The sequence below is a fragment of the bacterium genome, from assembly GCA_035703895.1.
Lineage (GTDB): Bacteria > Sysuimicrobiota > Sysuimicrobiia > Sysuimicrobiales > Segetimicrobiaceae > Segetimicrobium.
On sequence record DASSXJ010000090.1, the window covers coordinates 1 to 13,411 of the forward strand.

Below are 13,411 nucleotides of genomic sequence, written 5' to 3' on the forward strand. Positions count from 1 at the left end.
GTGCTGACGGAGGCCCGGCCGTACCTCGGCGGCGATCTCACCGGCTCGATGCTCAACATGTTCGACATGGACTTTGGTCCCAACGGGATCCACCTCGCCCGCGGCATCTTCATGGACATCTACTCGCAGCTCGGCATGACCTTCGACGTGGAACTGGCCAAGCACGTCTTCCTCCAGGAGGTCCGGAGGGAGCCCAACCTCACCCTGCGCCTGCTGACCAAGCCGGTGGAAGTCCTGGTGGACGGACATCAGGTCGTCGGCGTGGTTGTGAAGGACCTCCAGACCCACGAGCGTCAGGCGATCTGCGCCAAGCGGATCATCGACGCGACGGATGACGCCGACCTGGCCGCGATGGCTGGTGTGCCGTACACGCTGGGCCGGGAGGACTCGGGGATCGATCGAAAGATGATGGCCGCGACCTTGGTCTTCCAGGTGGACGGGATCAACTGGCCGGAAGCCGTCGCGTACGTCACGGCACCGCACGGTCCCAAAGGAGTGCGCGGCGGGATTTACCGCGGCAACATCTGGGGATTCAGCGAGATCATGCGGGAGTATCGTCCCACCGAGCCGGGCGTCGGGATCTACGACCTGAACATTGGCCGCCAAAACGACCAGTCGGCGCTGATCAACGGGCTCCTCATCTACGATGTCGACGGCACGGATCCCGCCTCGGTCGCCGCCGGGCTGCGCCGCGGGCGTGCCGAGCTGGCGCCGCTCGTCGAGTACCTCCGCACGCATGCGCAGGGGTTCAAGGACGCTGAAGTGGTGGGGTCCGCCGACTACCTCTACATTCGCGAGACCCGGCATATCCGGGGGTTGTACACGCTGACCGTGCACGACATCGTCGACTCTCGTGTCTTCTGGGATGCGATCGGGGTCGCGAGCTATCCGATCGATCTGCATCCGTACCGGCCGGGCGAACTGAACCCGTACGCGGCCCACCGGTACGTCTACACGATCCCGCTACGGTCGTTGGTGCCGGTGGGATTCAACAACCTGCTGGTCGCCAGCCGATCGATCTCGGCGACGTATGAAGCCGCCGGGTCGACGCGCGTGGTGCCGACCACCATGGAAGAAGGACAGGCGGCCGGCGTGGCCGCGGTGCTCTCGATCAGGGCCCACCTGACGTTTCCCCGGTTCACCGAGCAGCCCTTGGCCGTGCACGATTTGCAGGACATGCTGTACACGCAGGGCGCATACCTCCTCCCCGAAACGGTGGCGGCCGCGAGCGGTAACCCGCACCGCGGGGCGGGGACGGCGCCTGCCGGTCCGGTCCCGCACGCAGAGACGCCCGTCCCCAAGTAACGTTCCGCCGGGGCGTAGCCCCGGGCAGACACGCGCGGCGATCCGTGGATGGAGGAACGGTACTCCGACCCCTGGTAACACTCCACGCATGATCTGGAACGTTCCGGCCGAGACGATGCCGCGGGCGGAATTGGCCGCCCTGCAGTTGGCCCGCCTCCAGGCGGTGGTGCGGCGCGCCCACGCGCGGGTCCCCTTCTATCGACAGGCGTTCGATCGGGCAGGGGTCGGCCCGGACCAGATCCGGACGCTCGACGATCTTCGCCGCCTTCCCAACACGCGCAAGACAGATCTGCGCGATCACTATCCGTTCGGCCTGTTTGCAGTGCCGAGAGATCAGGTCGTTCGCCTCCACGCGTCCTCGGGCACGACGGGCAAACCCACGGTGGTCGGCTATACCCGCGAAGACATCGCCGTCTGGGCGGAGGTGTGCGCGCGCTGCCTGGCCGCCAGCGGCGGGCGGCCGGGCGATGTCTTCCACAACGCCTACGGGTATGGGCTCTTCACGGGAGGCCTCGGCATGCATTACGGCGGCGAACTGCTCGGGATGACGGTCGTCCCCGTCTCGGGGGGGAACACCGAGCGGCAGCTGCTGCTGATCCAGGACTTTGAGCCCCGAGTCATTGCGTGCACCCCCTCCTACCTGCTCACGCTGGCGGAGGCGGCCCTGGCCCGCGGCCTCGACCCCAAGCGATTCTCGCTCCGGTACGCCGTGCTGGGAGCGGAGCCGTGGACCGCAGAGATGCGCCAGCAGATCCAGCGGCTGCTCCCGGTCCGTGCGGTCAACATCTACGGGTTGAGCGAAGTGATCGGGCCGGGCGTCAGCAATGAATGCGTCGACGCGCAGGACGGATCGCACGTGTTTGAGGACCACTTTCTGGTCGAGGCGCTCGATCCCGAGTCCGGGGATCCGGTGCCCCCCGGGGAGGTGGGCGAGCTCACGTTCACGACCCTGACCAAAGAGGCCCTCCCCGTGATCCGGTACCGGACGGGCGATCTCGCGTCGCTGGATCCATCGCCCTGCCCCTGCGGCCGCACCCATGTCCGGATGTCCCTCGTGGTTGGCCGGACGGACGACATGCTGATCATCCGCGGCATCAACATTTTCCCCTCGCAGGTCGAGGCGGTGGTCGTGGACTTCGCCGAACTCTCTCCGCACTATCAGCTGCAGGTGACGCGGAAGGGAATGCTGGACGACCTCGAGGTGCGGATCGAGTCGGCGCCGGCGTATGCCCCGCACGATGACGCGCTCCGCGCACGCGAGGCCGAGGTGCGGGTCCTCACCGCGCGCGTCACCGAGCGCCTGCGTGGCGTCACGATGGTCGCGATCCGGGTGAAGATCGTGCCGCCGGGGACGTTGCCGCGGAGCGAGGGCGCCAAACTTCGCCGAGTGGTCGACGAACGGTCCCGCTGACTACCGGAGAACCTCGACCCGCTGCAGGAAATTGAACGTAGCGCCGGCCTGTCCTCGAATCCGTTCGCCGATCTGGAGTTTCTCGTAGTCGGTCCGCCGGATGCCGTACGACGTTCCACCGACCACCACGCGATACGCGGAGACGGTTTTCCGATCCGTCGTGTCCCCGAGCGACTGCACCGTCCCCGTGATCGTTCGCGGGGGTTCCACGAGGTCCGCCACGATCATCGCCGCGAATCCACACGCCGCCGCCGCACCGCAGAGCGTGACCAGCCACACCCAGATCTTCTGCCCGTGCTCGCCGACTCTCAGGATGACCCGAACGGCGACGAGCCACGCCGCCGCGAGGGCCACGACGACGGCGAGCACGAATGGTTCGATCTCGTGGGGCATGTGGGCCTCCGTCCCTACCAGGGTCACCACCACTGATGCCCACCGGATCACCATATCAGACACGGCGCCCGCTACGCCGGGACCTGGCCGAACACGAGCGACGCATTGATCCCGCCGAACCCAAACGAGTTGCTGAGGATGTAGTCGACCGCCATCTCCCGCCCGTGGCCGGGGATGTAGTCGAGGTCGCACTCCGGGTCGGGGTCCTCCAGGTTGATCGTCGGGGGGAGGTACGCATGCCGGAAGGCCAGCATGCAGATCGCCGCTTCGATCGCTCCGGTGGCGCCCAGCGCATGACCGTGAAGGGCCTTGGTCCCGCTAATCGGGATCCGGTACGCGTGATCCCCCATGACCTGCTTGATCGCCAGGGTCTCGGTCGTATCGTTGAGCGGGGTGCTGCTCGCGTGTGCGTTCACGTATCCTATCGCCTCAGCCGGAATCCCCGCCTCGTTGAGCGCGCACCGCATCGCGCGCGCGGCCTGCACGCCTGACGGGAGCGGGGCCACCATATGATGCGCGTCGTTCGACGTGCCGTACCCGAGGACCTCCCCGTAGATCGACGCCCCACGGCGGCGCGCGTGCTCGAGTTCCTCGCAGACGAGGAGGGCCGCCCCTTCGGCCATCACGAATCCGTCGCGGCCGCGGTCGAACGGCCGGCAGGCGCGGGCCGGGTCGGCGTTGCGGATCGACATCGCCCGGATGATCCCGAACGCCCCGAAGATGAGCGGCGTGAGGGGCGCCTCGACCCCTCCGGCGAGCATGATCTCGGCGTAGCCGTCCCGGACGGTCCGGAACGCCTCCCCGATGGCGATCGCCCCGCTCGTGCAGCTGTCCGAGTTCGCGCTGCTCGGCCCCCGGAGATCGAACTCGATCGCGATGTTGCAGGAGGCGGCCCCGCAGAAGACCGACAGCGCGAGGGTCGGCCTGACCCGCTGGATCCCCTGCGTCATGAACACCGTGTGCTGCTCCTCCGCAAACGCCGCCCCGGCGACCGCCGAGCCCACGAAGCACCCGATCGCATCCCGGTCCTCTTCTGATGGGTCGAGGCGGGCATCCTCGATCGCCATCCGCGCGCACGCGACGGCAAACTGCGAGTACCGGTCCAAGCGCCTGAGCCGCCTCGGCTCGAGGTATGCCGCGGCGTCGAAATCCCGCACCTCGCCGGCGATTTTGGACGGGAACGGTTCGGGATCGAACCGCGTGATGCGGTCGATCGCCGATGTTTCGCGGCGCAACCCATCGTACAGTCCCCGGCTGCCGTGTCCGATCGGCGTCACCGCACCGATCCCCGTGATGACCACCCGGCGTTTCACAGCTGTCCACCTCCGCTCCGCAGGGCCGCGTCTCGGACATGCCGGGCGGCGTCCTGCTCGACCAACGCTTTGATCGTCCGGAGGGTCGCCCGGGCGATCGGGTCCACAAACTTCGGCCCGATGATCCAATCGGCGACGGCCCGGCCGATCACCGGCCACCGCAGGGATAGGTCGTGGACGATCGTGACCACGACACCCTCCCCCTCGGGGGTGATACGCCACTCGACTTCCATCCCCCGCGTGACCCCGCGCACGTGCGTATAGCGAATCCGCCGTTCGGCCGGGAGCACTTCTTGCCGGGCCCACCACCACACCGGGATCCGGCCCCGGCGGGCCCGCATCTCGACGACCCGCCCCCCTGCCCGGGAGGCGATCACCCGGACGTGCCGGTAGTGGGGGAGGAGGCGTGGCCAGTCCTCGACCCGTGCCGCGTATGCGAACACGGCGTCCGCGCTCCCCTGAATCCGCACCGCCGTTTCCGTGTGCATGGATCAGATCCCGAGCAGTCCGGCGAGGAACCCGGGGCGGAACACCGAGGTCGCCGGTGCGACGTTTCCGACCGCGTCGATAAACCGCGTGCCCAGATCGGGGCGGACGGCCATCCGGCGCACCGCGCGGGCCGCGAGCGGCGGCCGGAATGTGGCTGCCTGCAGCAGGCGCGAGAGGACGAACGCGCCGCCAAACGCCCGTCTGCGGGCCCGCTCGTATCCGGCCAGGGTGCGCGAGGTGGGACCGCCGCGGTCCAGCGCGCGCACGACCGCTTCGGCCGCGAGTTCCCCGCCCCGGAGCGCCAGATATATGCCTTGCCCGGTCATCGGATCGATGAACGCCGCGGCGTCTCCGGCGAGGAGGACTCTCGGATCTGGGGCCGAGCGGCGCCAGAAGGCGAGCGGGCCGGAGGTCCGGAGCCCCCCGACCAGCCGGGCGCGCGCCACGCGGCTGGCGAGTCCGGGGAACGCGCGGAGGGCGGCCCAATAGTGCGCCTCGAGCGGTCCCCGCCATGCGCGCAACGCACGGTGTCCGAGCGCGATCGTGACATTGGCCAGGCCATCGGGGAGGTAAGCGGCGCCGCAGTAACGGTCGCCGGCCAGGTGAAGCTCCCCGAACGAATGCCGATCGGGCCCGACCGGGGTGAGCCCCTCCACGTAGCCTCCGATGGTGAACCGGCCGCGTCGAGGGGGATCTCCTGCCCCGATCATGCGGGCAATCTTCGACCGGAGTCCATCCGCGCCGATCACGACGCGGGCGAGGCACTGCTCCGATCGGCTCTGCCCGCGGGCGCGTTCGGCCGTGACCCGGATGCGCAGATCATCCCGATCGAGGCGCACCACGGAGGCGTCTTCGATGACGGAGGCTCCTGCCTTCCCCGCGTTGGCGAGAAGCAGGTGGTCAAGGGCTGTCCGTGTCACCGCATATCCCGAACCGGTGGAGAACCTCGTGGCCGCCTGCGTGCCGTCGGGGGCGACGATGCGCATCCCCGTGACGGGCACGGCGGCACCGGCGACGGCGCCACGAGCGCCGATGCGGTCGAGGACTGCGTCGCATCCGGGATTCAGATAGTCACCGCACGGCTTGGGGCGTGGGAACTTGGCCCGATCGAGCACCACCACGCGACACCCCCACCTCGCCAAAAGCGCGGCGGCCGCACTTCCGGCGGGTCCGGCTCCGACGACGACCGCGTCAACGATCAGCAAGGATCGGCTGCCAACCGGATTCGGGAGAATGCGATCCGAAAGAGGGGGAGGCGGCTCACCCGCATCCCCGGGATGCTCGCGTCTTCAGCGAACCGGCGGTACTCGGGCCATGACATGGCCCGGCGGATCGAGAGGGGGCCGTCGTGGCGGATCAGCCGGTTCCGAGATAGGCGCGTGAGGAGCCACACGCCGCCGTAGCCCCCGGGAGACCGGAGGAGGTCGACGGCGAGGAAGCCCACGCGCGACAGCCGGTGCAATCGCCTCAGGAGCGCGATCCCATGATCCCTGGCCAGATGATGGAGCGTCAGGTTGCAGAGACAGACGTCGAAGCTGGCGTCCCGGAACGGCAGCGCGGTCGCGTCCGCGAGGATTACGCGCACGGCCGGGTGGGCGGCGGCCCTCTCCCTGGCGATGCGGGTGATCGTCGAGTGATGGTCCACGCCGACGACCCGCACCGGGACCAGCCGGCGCCGTCCCCACTCGACAACGGCGGCCGGTACATCCGCCCCCCCGGTGCCCACGTCGAGGACCGCCAGCGCGTCCGATCCCCCGCCTGTCCGTGTCCGCCACACCGGGAGGATCAGGTCGAGGTATCGGCGGACGGCCGCGTGCCCGCCAAGGAACCGGTTCAGCCGCTCGAGATCGCGTAGGGCTCCTCGGAGATCGGGAACGGAGCACTCCGGATCGTCCATGAGTTCGGGCTGGGTCGCAGACGACGCGCACCTCATCACACCGAGCCTACGGGTCCGGATTCACGGCCTCGTAACGTCTCCGGCCGCCTTTGGGAGGCCCCCCGTGCGCCTTCATCAAATCTTTATATGAAATTCATATCGTAATGGCTGCGTACTCTAGTTCCGCCACGAGCGGGTTCCTTAAGCAGCGATCGACGACTGCGCGGAGGCTTAGACGATGGCTGAGGATGCAACCGTGCTGGTCGTCGACGACGACCACAAACTCATCCAGCTGGTCCGGATGTACCTCGAACGCGAAGGGTTCTCGGTGCTCGCCGCGTACGACGGGCCGCAGGCGCTCGAGGTGTTCCAGCGGCACCATCCGGGGTTCATCATTCTCGATTTGATGCTGCCACGCATCGATGGCGTCTCCCTCTGCCGGCAGATCCGCAAGGCGTCCAACGTCCCGATCCTCATGCTCACGGCGAAGGTCGAGGAGGTGGACAAGCTGGTCGGGCTCTCGGTGGGAGCCGACGACTACGTGACCAAGCCGTTCAGCCCGCGCGAGCTCGTCGCCCGTGTCCGCGCCATCCTCCGGCGCGCGGTTCCCGCGAAGCCGGCGGCCGCGAGATTGGCGCAGGGCGAGCTCACGATGGACCTCGAACGGCACGAGGTCACCCTCGACGGACTCGAGGTGCGGTTGACCCCGATCGAATACAAGTTGTTGCAGGCGCTGATGGAGTTTCCGGGTCGCGTGTTCACGCGCGATCAGCTCCTCGCGCATGTGTACGCGTTCGACGAGGCCGTCGTGGTCGATCGGACGGTCGACGTGCACATCGGGAAATTGCGCGAGAAGCTCCGGGACGACCCCGTCCGTCCCCGGTACATCCAGACCGTTCGTGGGGTTGGGTACAAATTGGTGGGCGGTGACCGTGCGGGGTAGCCTGCTCTGGCGCCTCCTCGCCGTTCAGTTGCTCGTGATCGCGATCGCGGTCGTGGTGTCCGGCATCGCCATTTCGCAACTGGCCGCGCACACCTTCATGGCGATCATGATGCGCTATCATATCGATCCCACCATGATCGAGGCCGAGTTCCACGTCGAGATCCGCCGGATCCTCCTCGTCAGCAGCCTCATCACGGCGTCGATCGCCATGCTCCTCGGATGGGCGCTGGTCACGCGGATCGTCCGGCCGCTGAAGCAGATGATGATGCTCGCCGAGCGGATCGCGCAGGGCGATTACGCCCGCCGGGTCGATGCGCGGGGCCGTGATGAGATCGGGGGCCTGGCGGAGTCGCTCAACCTGATGGCGGCGAGCCTCATGCGCATCGAAGGGCTCCGGCGTGATCTGGTCGCCAACGTCGCCCACGAACTGCGGACTCCGCTGACCACGCTCCAGGGGTACCTGGAGGCGCTCCGGGACGGAGTGGCCCCGGCGAATCATGAAACCTTCGAATTGCTCCATGAGGAAGTGTTGCGTCTGGTCCGGCTCGTCGACGACCTTCACCAGCTGAGCCAGTTCGACGCCAGGGTCTCCCAGCTCCGCAGCGCGCCCCTGGATGTTGCCGCGCTCGTCGAACGGTTGGTCACAGTGTACGGCCCGGAGTTCGCCAACCGCGGTCTCACCCTCACGGAAGCGCACGACGATAGGCTGCCTATGATCGACGCGGACGGAGACCTGGTGAGCCAAGGCCTCCGCAACCTGATCGACAACGCGCGGCGATACGCCTCTCCCGCATCCACCGTCACGGTCGCGGCGCACCGCCAGGGCGATGGGGTTCGGCTGGCCGTCACCAACACGGGCGAGGGCATCGCCACCGAGGATCTTCCGCGCATCTTCGAGCGGTTCTACCGCGGCGAGAAGTCGCGTTCCCGCGAGACGGGCGGCGCGGGGATCGGACTGTCGATCGTCCGGGAGATCGCGGGGGCGCACGGCGGAGAGACAGGCGTCACGAGCGCGGACGGGGTGACAACCGTCTGGTTTACGCTTCCGGCCCGGCAGGCCGCGCCCGTGACGGTCCTCCCCGCTCGATGGGACCGGCGGACCGACTCCGCTGTGGATCCCGCGGGGCAGACCCGCGCGTAAGCCGGCTCCGCGCGAGTCGCGCCCACCGCACCACTGATCGCGCCGCCCCCGGGGTCTGTGGCGCCCAGGACTTCGCGGAGGCTCACCACATTGCCGACGACGAGGACTGCGGGAGGCTCGAGCGCCGCGTCCTGCACCAGACGGGCGATGGTTCCGAGCGTCCCGGTCACCGTGCGCTGGTACGGCAGCGTGCCGCTCGAGACGACGGCGGCCGGTTTCGAGGGGGACACGCCGGACGCGATGAGCCGACGCGTCGTGCGCGCGAGAGCCCGGAGCCCCATCAGCACGACCACTGTCGGAATCCGCGCGACGGCATCCCAATCGATGGCTATGGGATCGTCACATTGATGCCCGGTGACCACCACAAACGCGGAACTGTATCGCCGGTGGGTGACTGGGATTCCCGCCAGGCCGGGAACGGCGATCGCCGATGTGACTCCGGGGATCACCGCGTGACGCACGCGTGCGGCCCGCAGGGCCTCTCCCTCCTCGCCTCCGCGCCCAAAGACAAACGGATCGCCGCCCTTGAGTCTGGTCACGGTCATCCCCGCCCGCGCGCGCTCGATGAGGAGCGCGTGGATGATTTCCTGCGAGATTGTGTGCCGCCCCGGCTGCTTCCCGACCGGAATCCGCTCGGCCCACTCGGGGGCCTCGTCGAGGAGCGCAGGGCCGATCAGCCGATCGTAGACGATCACGTCGGACGCCCGTACCGCCTCGAGGCCGGCGACGGTGATCAGCCGCGGATCGCCCGGCCCGGCCCCCACGAGGTAGACCATCCCCCGCTTCACTCGGTTGCCTCTACGGAGCCGCCGCTCGTCGCGGAGGGCTCATCCTCGGCGTTATGCACGAGCTCGGCAATGCGCTGTCGCGCACCCGCGAGATCGCCTCGTCGGATGAATTCGATGGCGTCCGAGTCGACGATCTGGTACCAGAGTGCCGTTCGGGTCGGAGTGTGCGGAATGCGGGCGGTGACCCCGGCGCGCAGATCGCCGAGGAGCGCAAGGAGCGTGCCGTACTCGGTACCGAGCAGGTCGCCGATGCGGTTGCGCACACGAACCGCCAGGGCGGGGCTCTTGCCCGCGGTGGACACGGCGACGGTGAGGTCCCCCTGCTGGTAAATGGCCGGGGCGATGAACGAACAGTGGGGCATGTCGTCCACCGCGTTGATGAGGATCTTTCGCCGCTCTGCCTCCTTCCACAGCTCGTCGCGCACTGCGCGATCCTCCACGCTCACGATCACTAGGAACACGCCGGCGAGATCTCCAGATTCGTGGGCTCGCCGATGAAGGCGGATGACTCCGTCGGCGGCGAGCTCGTCGAGTCGCCGTGACGGATTCGGGCAAATGACGGTCACGCAGGCCCCCGCCTCAAGGAGCCCGATCACCTTCTGTTCGGCGATCGCCCCGTGTCCGATGACGATGCACGGACGATCCTCTAGGTGGAGCGACACCGGATAGAAGCGGGTCATCCGCCTTACTCCTCCGGCCCGCGCCGCTCGACGATGTCCACGGTGACAACGGGACGCGCGTCGACGCCGGTTCTGACAAGCGCGGGGCGTCCCCCCACCGCCGCCTGTATGTCGAGGCTCTTCCCTGCGAGTGTCACCTCCACCGCGATGCCGTCGGGGAAGATGATCGTCACCTCCCGGCTCTCATCCGCACGAATCGTCTGCACGCTGATCCCCCCGTGGTCACGCGTCCGTCGGCCGCCCGGCGTTCGCGGCGGAGCCCAAGAGGACGGTCCGGAGATCCGCATCGCCGTGCCGTTCGCAGAACGCGTGGAAGCTCTCCCCCGCGGTGCGTTCCCGGAGGAAGGCGCGCGTGAAGCGGGCCAGGGTGTCGGGGACGTCGGCCGCCGGGACCCGGACGTTCATCCGGCGCGCGAACCGCTGGTGAGCGCCGACGCCGCCCCCCACGAAGATGTCGAACGCATCGACCATCTCGCCGCCGACTTTGACTTTGGCCCCCTGCAGCCCGACATCGGCGATCCAGTGTTGTCCGCAATCGTTGGGGCACCCGGTGATGTGGAGCTTGAGGTTCGCGTCGAACTCGGGGACGCGCTCCTCCAACTCCTCGACGAGCCACCGGGCGAACCCTTTGGTCTCGGCCACCGCCAGCTTGCAAAACTCCATCCCGGTGCACGCGATGGTCCCGCGCCAGAATGGGCTTCCCTCGAGCCTGAATCCCTGCGCCGTCGCATCGCGGCGCAGGCCCTCGACTTTGGATCGGGGGATGTTCAAGATCACGATGTTTTGCATGTTCGTGGTGCGGATGGCGCCGTCGCCGTAGCGGTCCGCAAGATCGGCCACGGCCCGCATCTCGGCTGCGCTGATCCGACCCCTCAGCACCGCGAACCCCGCATAGAACAGTCCGTCCTGTTTCTGGGGGTGGACGCCCACGTGGTCGCGATAGGCGCCCTCCGGCGGCGCGTCCGGCACGTCGGCATCGAGCGAAAACCCGATGCGGTGCTCGAGCTCCTCAAGGAACTGCTCGGCCGTCCACCGGTGATTGAGAAACAGGAACTTCAGACGGGCCTTTTCCCGGCTTTCGCGCAGGATGGCGCTGTCGCGGAAGATCTCGGTGATCCCCTTGATGACGGCCAGCGCCTGGGACCACCGCACGAACCCGGGGAGGCGCACCCCGAAATGGGGGTGCGTCGAGAGGCCGCCGCCTACGCGAACGCTGAATCCCACCTCCCGCTCTCCGGGACCGTTCCCCGCCCTCTCGACCGCCGTCAGCCCGACATCGTTGATCTCCGGATACGAGCACCACAGCCGGCAGCCGGTGATGCCGACCTTGTATTTGCGGGGCAGGTTGTAGAACTCGGGATTGCCCTCGAGCATCCGATTGGCCTGCAGGAGGATCGGGGAGGCGTCGCAGATCTCGTCGGCGTCCACTCCGGCGAGCGGGCACCCGACCATGTTGCGCGTATCATCGCCGCAGGCGCCCGTCGTGGTCAGGCCGGCGCGATACAAATTGAACAAGAGATCGGGAACGCCTTCGATTCCGATCCAGTGGAGCTGGACGTTCTGACGCACCGTGATGTCGCCCACTCCTCGCGCGTGGCGGTCCGCCAAGTCGGCGATCGTGCGGAGTTGGTGCGAAAGGAGGAAGCCGTTGGGGATCCGGATGCGCACCATGAAATACGGAACGGCTCCCCCCAACGCCCCTCGCCCATCGCCCTGCGTATACAACCCCCACCATCGGAATCGGAGATTCAGGTCGTCGGCGGGGATGGAGGCAAAGCCCGTCTGCGCATAGCGAATCAGATCGGGGAGCATCTCCCAGGGATTGCGTTCTCGCTTGAGCCGCTCGACCCGCTGCGTCTGGGACTCCTTAATTGGGGCATCCATAGCAACCTCCTCGACGTTGCGAGCCACCGCCCGGCGCTCCGGTCGACATCGTGTCACTGGGAAAGCGCCGCACCCTATGAGAGGGCCGGACCCGAAAGGGGAACCGCCTCCCTAGGCGGAGGTCCCGGGTTTATTGACCTATTGTGAGAGAGTTGGAAGAGCTGAGCGGAGGCTTACTCGGGCCTCCGCATCGGACAGATGCACTCGCGAGGACGAACAGAGGTCGACCACAGACCGAATAGCGAGGATACTTGCCGCTGAATTCCCAACGCGACATGCTGGGACATCGGTTGAACATATATCATGACTGCGGTTCGTTCGTCAAGTTCGATCCCCCGGATGCGCCTGGCCCGCGCGCCGCGCAGGACCCTCCGCGTGATCCCCCGAAAGTTGGCTGGGCATGATCTCGGCCGTCATCTTCGATCTTGATGGGCTCATCATCGACAGCGAGACTCCGGAGGTCCTGGCCTGGCAGGCGATCTATGCCCGGTACGGGATGACATTTCCGATCGCCTCCTGGCTCCTGAACGTCGGGCGAAACGACCGGCCGTGGGATCCGCTGAACCCGTTTCGCGTTCCCGAGAGTCCGGCGAGCCCGGAGGCCGTCGCGGCCCTGTGGCGTGAGCAGGCCGACGCGCTGATGCACGAGTACTTCAAGCCGCTGCCCGGCGTCGTGCCGCTCCTGTCGGCGCTCCGGGAGCGCGGGCTGCGCACCGCGGTCGCATCATCATCGCGGCGCGCCTGGATCGTCCGGGTGCTCGAGCGACTTGGGCTCACGGCCCAGTTCGACGCGGCGGCGGGCGGCGATGAGGTCCAACAGGCGAAGCCCCAGCCCGACGTGTACCTCCTGGCCGCGCGGCGCCTCGAGATGGCGCCGCATACCTGCGTGGCGCTCGAGGATAGCCAGAACGGCGTGCGCTCGGCGAAGGCCGCGGGGATGACGTGCATCGCGGTGCCTTCAGCGCTCACCCGGCAGATGGACTTCTCCGCAGCCGACCTGGTTGTCGCGAGTCTGGGAGAGGTCACGTTGGAGACGATCGCGGCATTCGGGAGCGCGAAGGCGTAGGTGCGCGCTGTGTCGAACCGGACGGCGATGAGGATTGCGACGCTCCTGCCGAGCGCGACCGAAATCGTCTCCGCGCTCGGGCTCGCGGGCGACATCGTCGGGGTCACGCACGAATGTGACTT

Annotated in this window: 14 protein-coding genes and 1 pseudogene; 6 read left to right on the forward strand and 9 right to left on the reverse strand. The window is 67.9% G+C overall.

Annotated features, from left to right (window positions below; genetic code table 11):
* A partial coding sequence (locus tag VFP86_06290) for an FAD-dependent oxidoreductase (protein HET8999238.1) occupies window positions 1-1,305 on the forward strand: 1,305 nt, incomplete at its 5' end.
* Window positions 1,306-1,393: 88 nt separating this feature from the next.
* Window positions 1,394-2,716: a phenylacetate--CoA ligase gene (locus tag VFP86_06295; protein HET8999239.1), complete on the forward strand. Its 1,323-nt coding sequence runs from the start codon at window positions 1,394-1,396 to the stop codon at window positions 2,714-2,716.
* Here the strand turns inward: VFP86_06295 and VFP86_06300 are convergent, their stop codons facing one another.
* From VFP86_06300 to VFP86_06320, 5 genes are all read right to left on the reverse strand, one after another.
* Entirely contained in the window at window positions 2,717-3,109 is a 393-nt protein-coding gene (locus VFP86_06300) for a hypothetical protein (protein ID HET8999240.1), read from the reverse strand.
* Window positions 3,110-3,180: 71 nt separating this feature from the next.
* Complete coding sequence (gene fabF, locus VFP86_06305) at window positions 3,181-4,422, reverse strand: beta-ketoacyl-ACP synthase II (protein ID HET8999241.1); 1,242 nt, start codon at window positions 4,420-4,422, stop codon at window positions 3,181-3,183.
* Window positions 4,419-4,910, reverse strand: coding sequence for an SRPBCC family protein (locus tag VFP86_06310; protein ID HET8999242.1), 492 nt, complete (start codon window positions 4,908-4,910; stop codon window positions 4,419-4,421). Before VFP86_06310 ends, fabF begins: the two co-directional genes overlap by 4 nt.
* A 3-nt stretch (window positions 4,911-4,913) precedes the next feature.
* Window positions 4,914-6,116, reverse strand: a complete 1,203-nt coding sequence (locus tag VFP86_06315; GenBank protein HET8999243.1) for an FAD-dependent monooxygenase — start codon at window positions 6,114-6,116, stop codon at window positions 4,914-4,916.
* Window positions 6,110-6,844, reverse strand: coding sequence for a methyltransferase domain-containing protein (locus tag VFP86_06320; GenBank protein ID HET8999244.1), 735 nt, complete (start codon window positions 6,842-6,844; stop codon window positions 6,110-6,112). Before VFP86_06320 ends, VFP86_06315 begins: the two co-directional genes overlap by 7 nt.
* A gap of 181 nt (window positions 6,845-7,025) precedes the next feature.
* Here VFP86_06320 and VFP86_06325 point away from each other — a divergent pair, with 181 nt between their 5' ends.
* A complete protein-coding gene (locus tag VFP86_06325; GenBank protein HET8999245.1) occupies window positions 7,026-7,730 on the forward strand; it encodes a response regulator transcription factor in 705 nt (234 codons plus the stop codon).
* Window positions 7,720-8,871 carry an ATP-binding protein gene (locus tag VFP86_06330; GenBank protein HET8999246.1) on the forward strand — a complete coding sequence of 384 codons (1,152 nt, stop codon included), beginning with the start codon at window positions 7,720-7,722 and terminating at the stop codon, window positions 8,869-8,871. The genes VFP86_06325 and VFP86_06330 overlap by 11 nt, the downstream gene beginning before the upstream one ends.
* A gap of 80 nt (window positions 8,872-8,951) precedes the next feature.
* Here the strand turns inward: VFP86_06330 and cobA are convergent.
* From cobA to VFP86_06350, 4 genes and pseudogenes are all read right to left on the reverse strand, one after another.
* Window positions 8,952-9,647: pseudogene (gene cobA, locus VFP86_06335) on the reverse strand (uroporphyrinogen-III C-methyltransferase).
* Window positions 9,648-9,655: 8 nt separating this feature from the next.
* Window positions 9,656-10,339 carry a bifunctional precorrin-2 dehydrogenase/sirohydrochlorin ferrochelatase gene (locus tag VFP86_06340; protein ID HET8999247.1) on the reverse strand — a complete coding sequence of 228 codons (684 nt, stop codon included), beginning with the start codon at window positions 10,337-10,339 and terminating at the stop codon, window positions 9,656-9,658.
* Window positions 10,340-10,344: 5 nt separating this feature from the next.
* Window positions 10,345-10,545 carry a hypothetical protein gene (locus tag VFP86_06345; protein HET8999248.1) on the reverse strand — a complete coding sequence of 67 codons (201 nt, stop codon included), beginning with the start codon at window positions 10,543-10,545 and terminating at the stop codon, window positions 10,345-10,347.
* Window positions 10,546-10,561: 16 nt separating this feature from the next.
* Window positions 10,562-12,223, reverse strand: a complete 1,662-nt coding sequence (locus VFP86_06350; GenBank protein ID HET8999249.1) for a nitrite/sulfite reductase — start codon at window positions 12,221-12,223, stop codon at window positions 10,562-10,564.
* Window positions 12,224-12,623: 400 nt separating this feature from the next.
* Between VFP86_06350 and VFP86_06355 the strand changes: the two genes are divergently transcribed.
* Window positions 12,624-13,289 (forward strand): HAD family hydrolase, encoded by a 666-nt coding sequence (locus VFP86_06355; protein HET8999250.1) that lies wholly within the window; start codon window positions 12,624-12,626, stop codon window positions 13,287-13,289.
* A 27-nt stretch (window positions 13,290-13,316) separates the two neighbouring features.
* The coding region (locus tag VFP86_06360; GenBank protein ID HET8999251.1) for a cobalamin-binding protein at window positions 13,317-13,411 on the forward strand (95 nt) is incomplete at its 3' end.

Bases quoted from the DNA above. Each gene is read 5' to 3' on its own strand.
- VFP86_06310 (HET8999242.1), bottom strand. From the start codon at position 4,910: ATGCACACGGAAACGGCGGTGCGGATTCAGGGGAGCGCGGACGCCGTG.
- VFP86_06320 (HET8999244.1), bottom strand. From the start codon at position 6,844: ATGAGGTGCGCGTCGTCTGCGACCCAGCCCGAACTCATGGACGATCCG.
- VFP86_06350 (HET8999249.1), bottom strand. From the start codon at position 12,223: ATGGATGCCCCAATTAAGGAGTCCCAGACGCAGCGGGTCGAGCGGCTC.
- VFP86_06295 (HET8999239.1), top strand. From the start codon at position 1,394: ATGATCTGGAACGTTCCGGCCGAGACGATGCCGCGGGCGGAATTGGCC.
- VFP86_06340 (HET8999247.1), bottom strand. From the start codon at position 10,339: ATGACCCGCTTCTATCCGGTGTCGCTCCACCTAGAGGATCGTCCGTGC.
- VFP86_06300 (HET8999240.1), bottom strand. From the start codon at position 3,109: ATGCCCCACGAGATCGAACCATTCGTGCTCGCCGTCGTCGTGGCCCTC.
- VFP86_06355 (HET8999250.1), top strand. From the start codon at position 12,624: ATGATCTCGGCCGTCATCTTCGATCTTGATGGGCTCATCATCGACAGC.
- VFP86_06325 (HET8999245.1), top strand. From the start codon at position 7,026: ATGGCTGAGGATGCAACCGTGCTGGTCGTCGACGACGACCACAAACTC.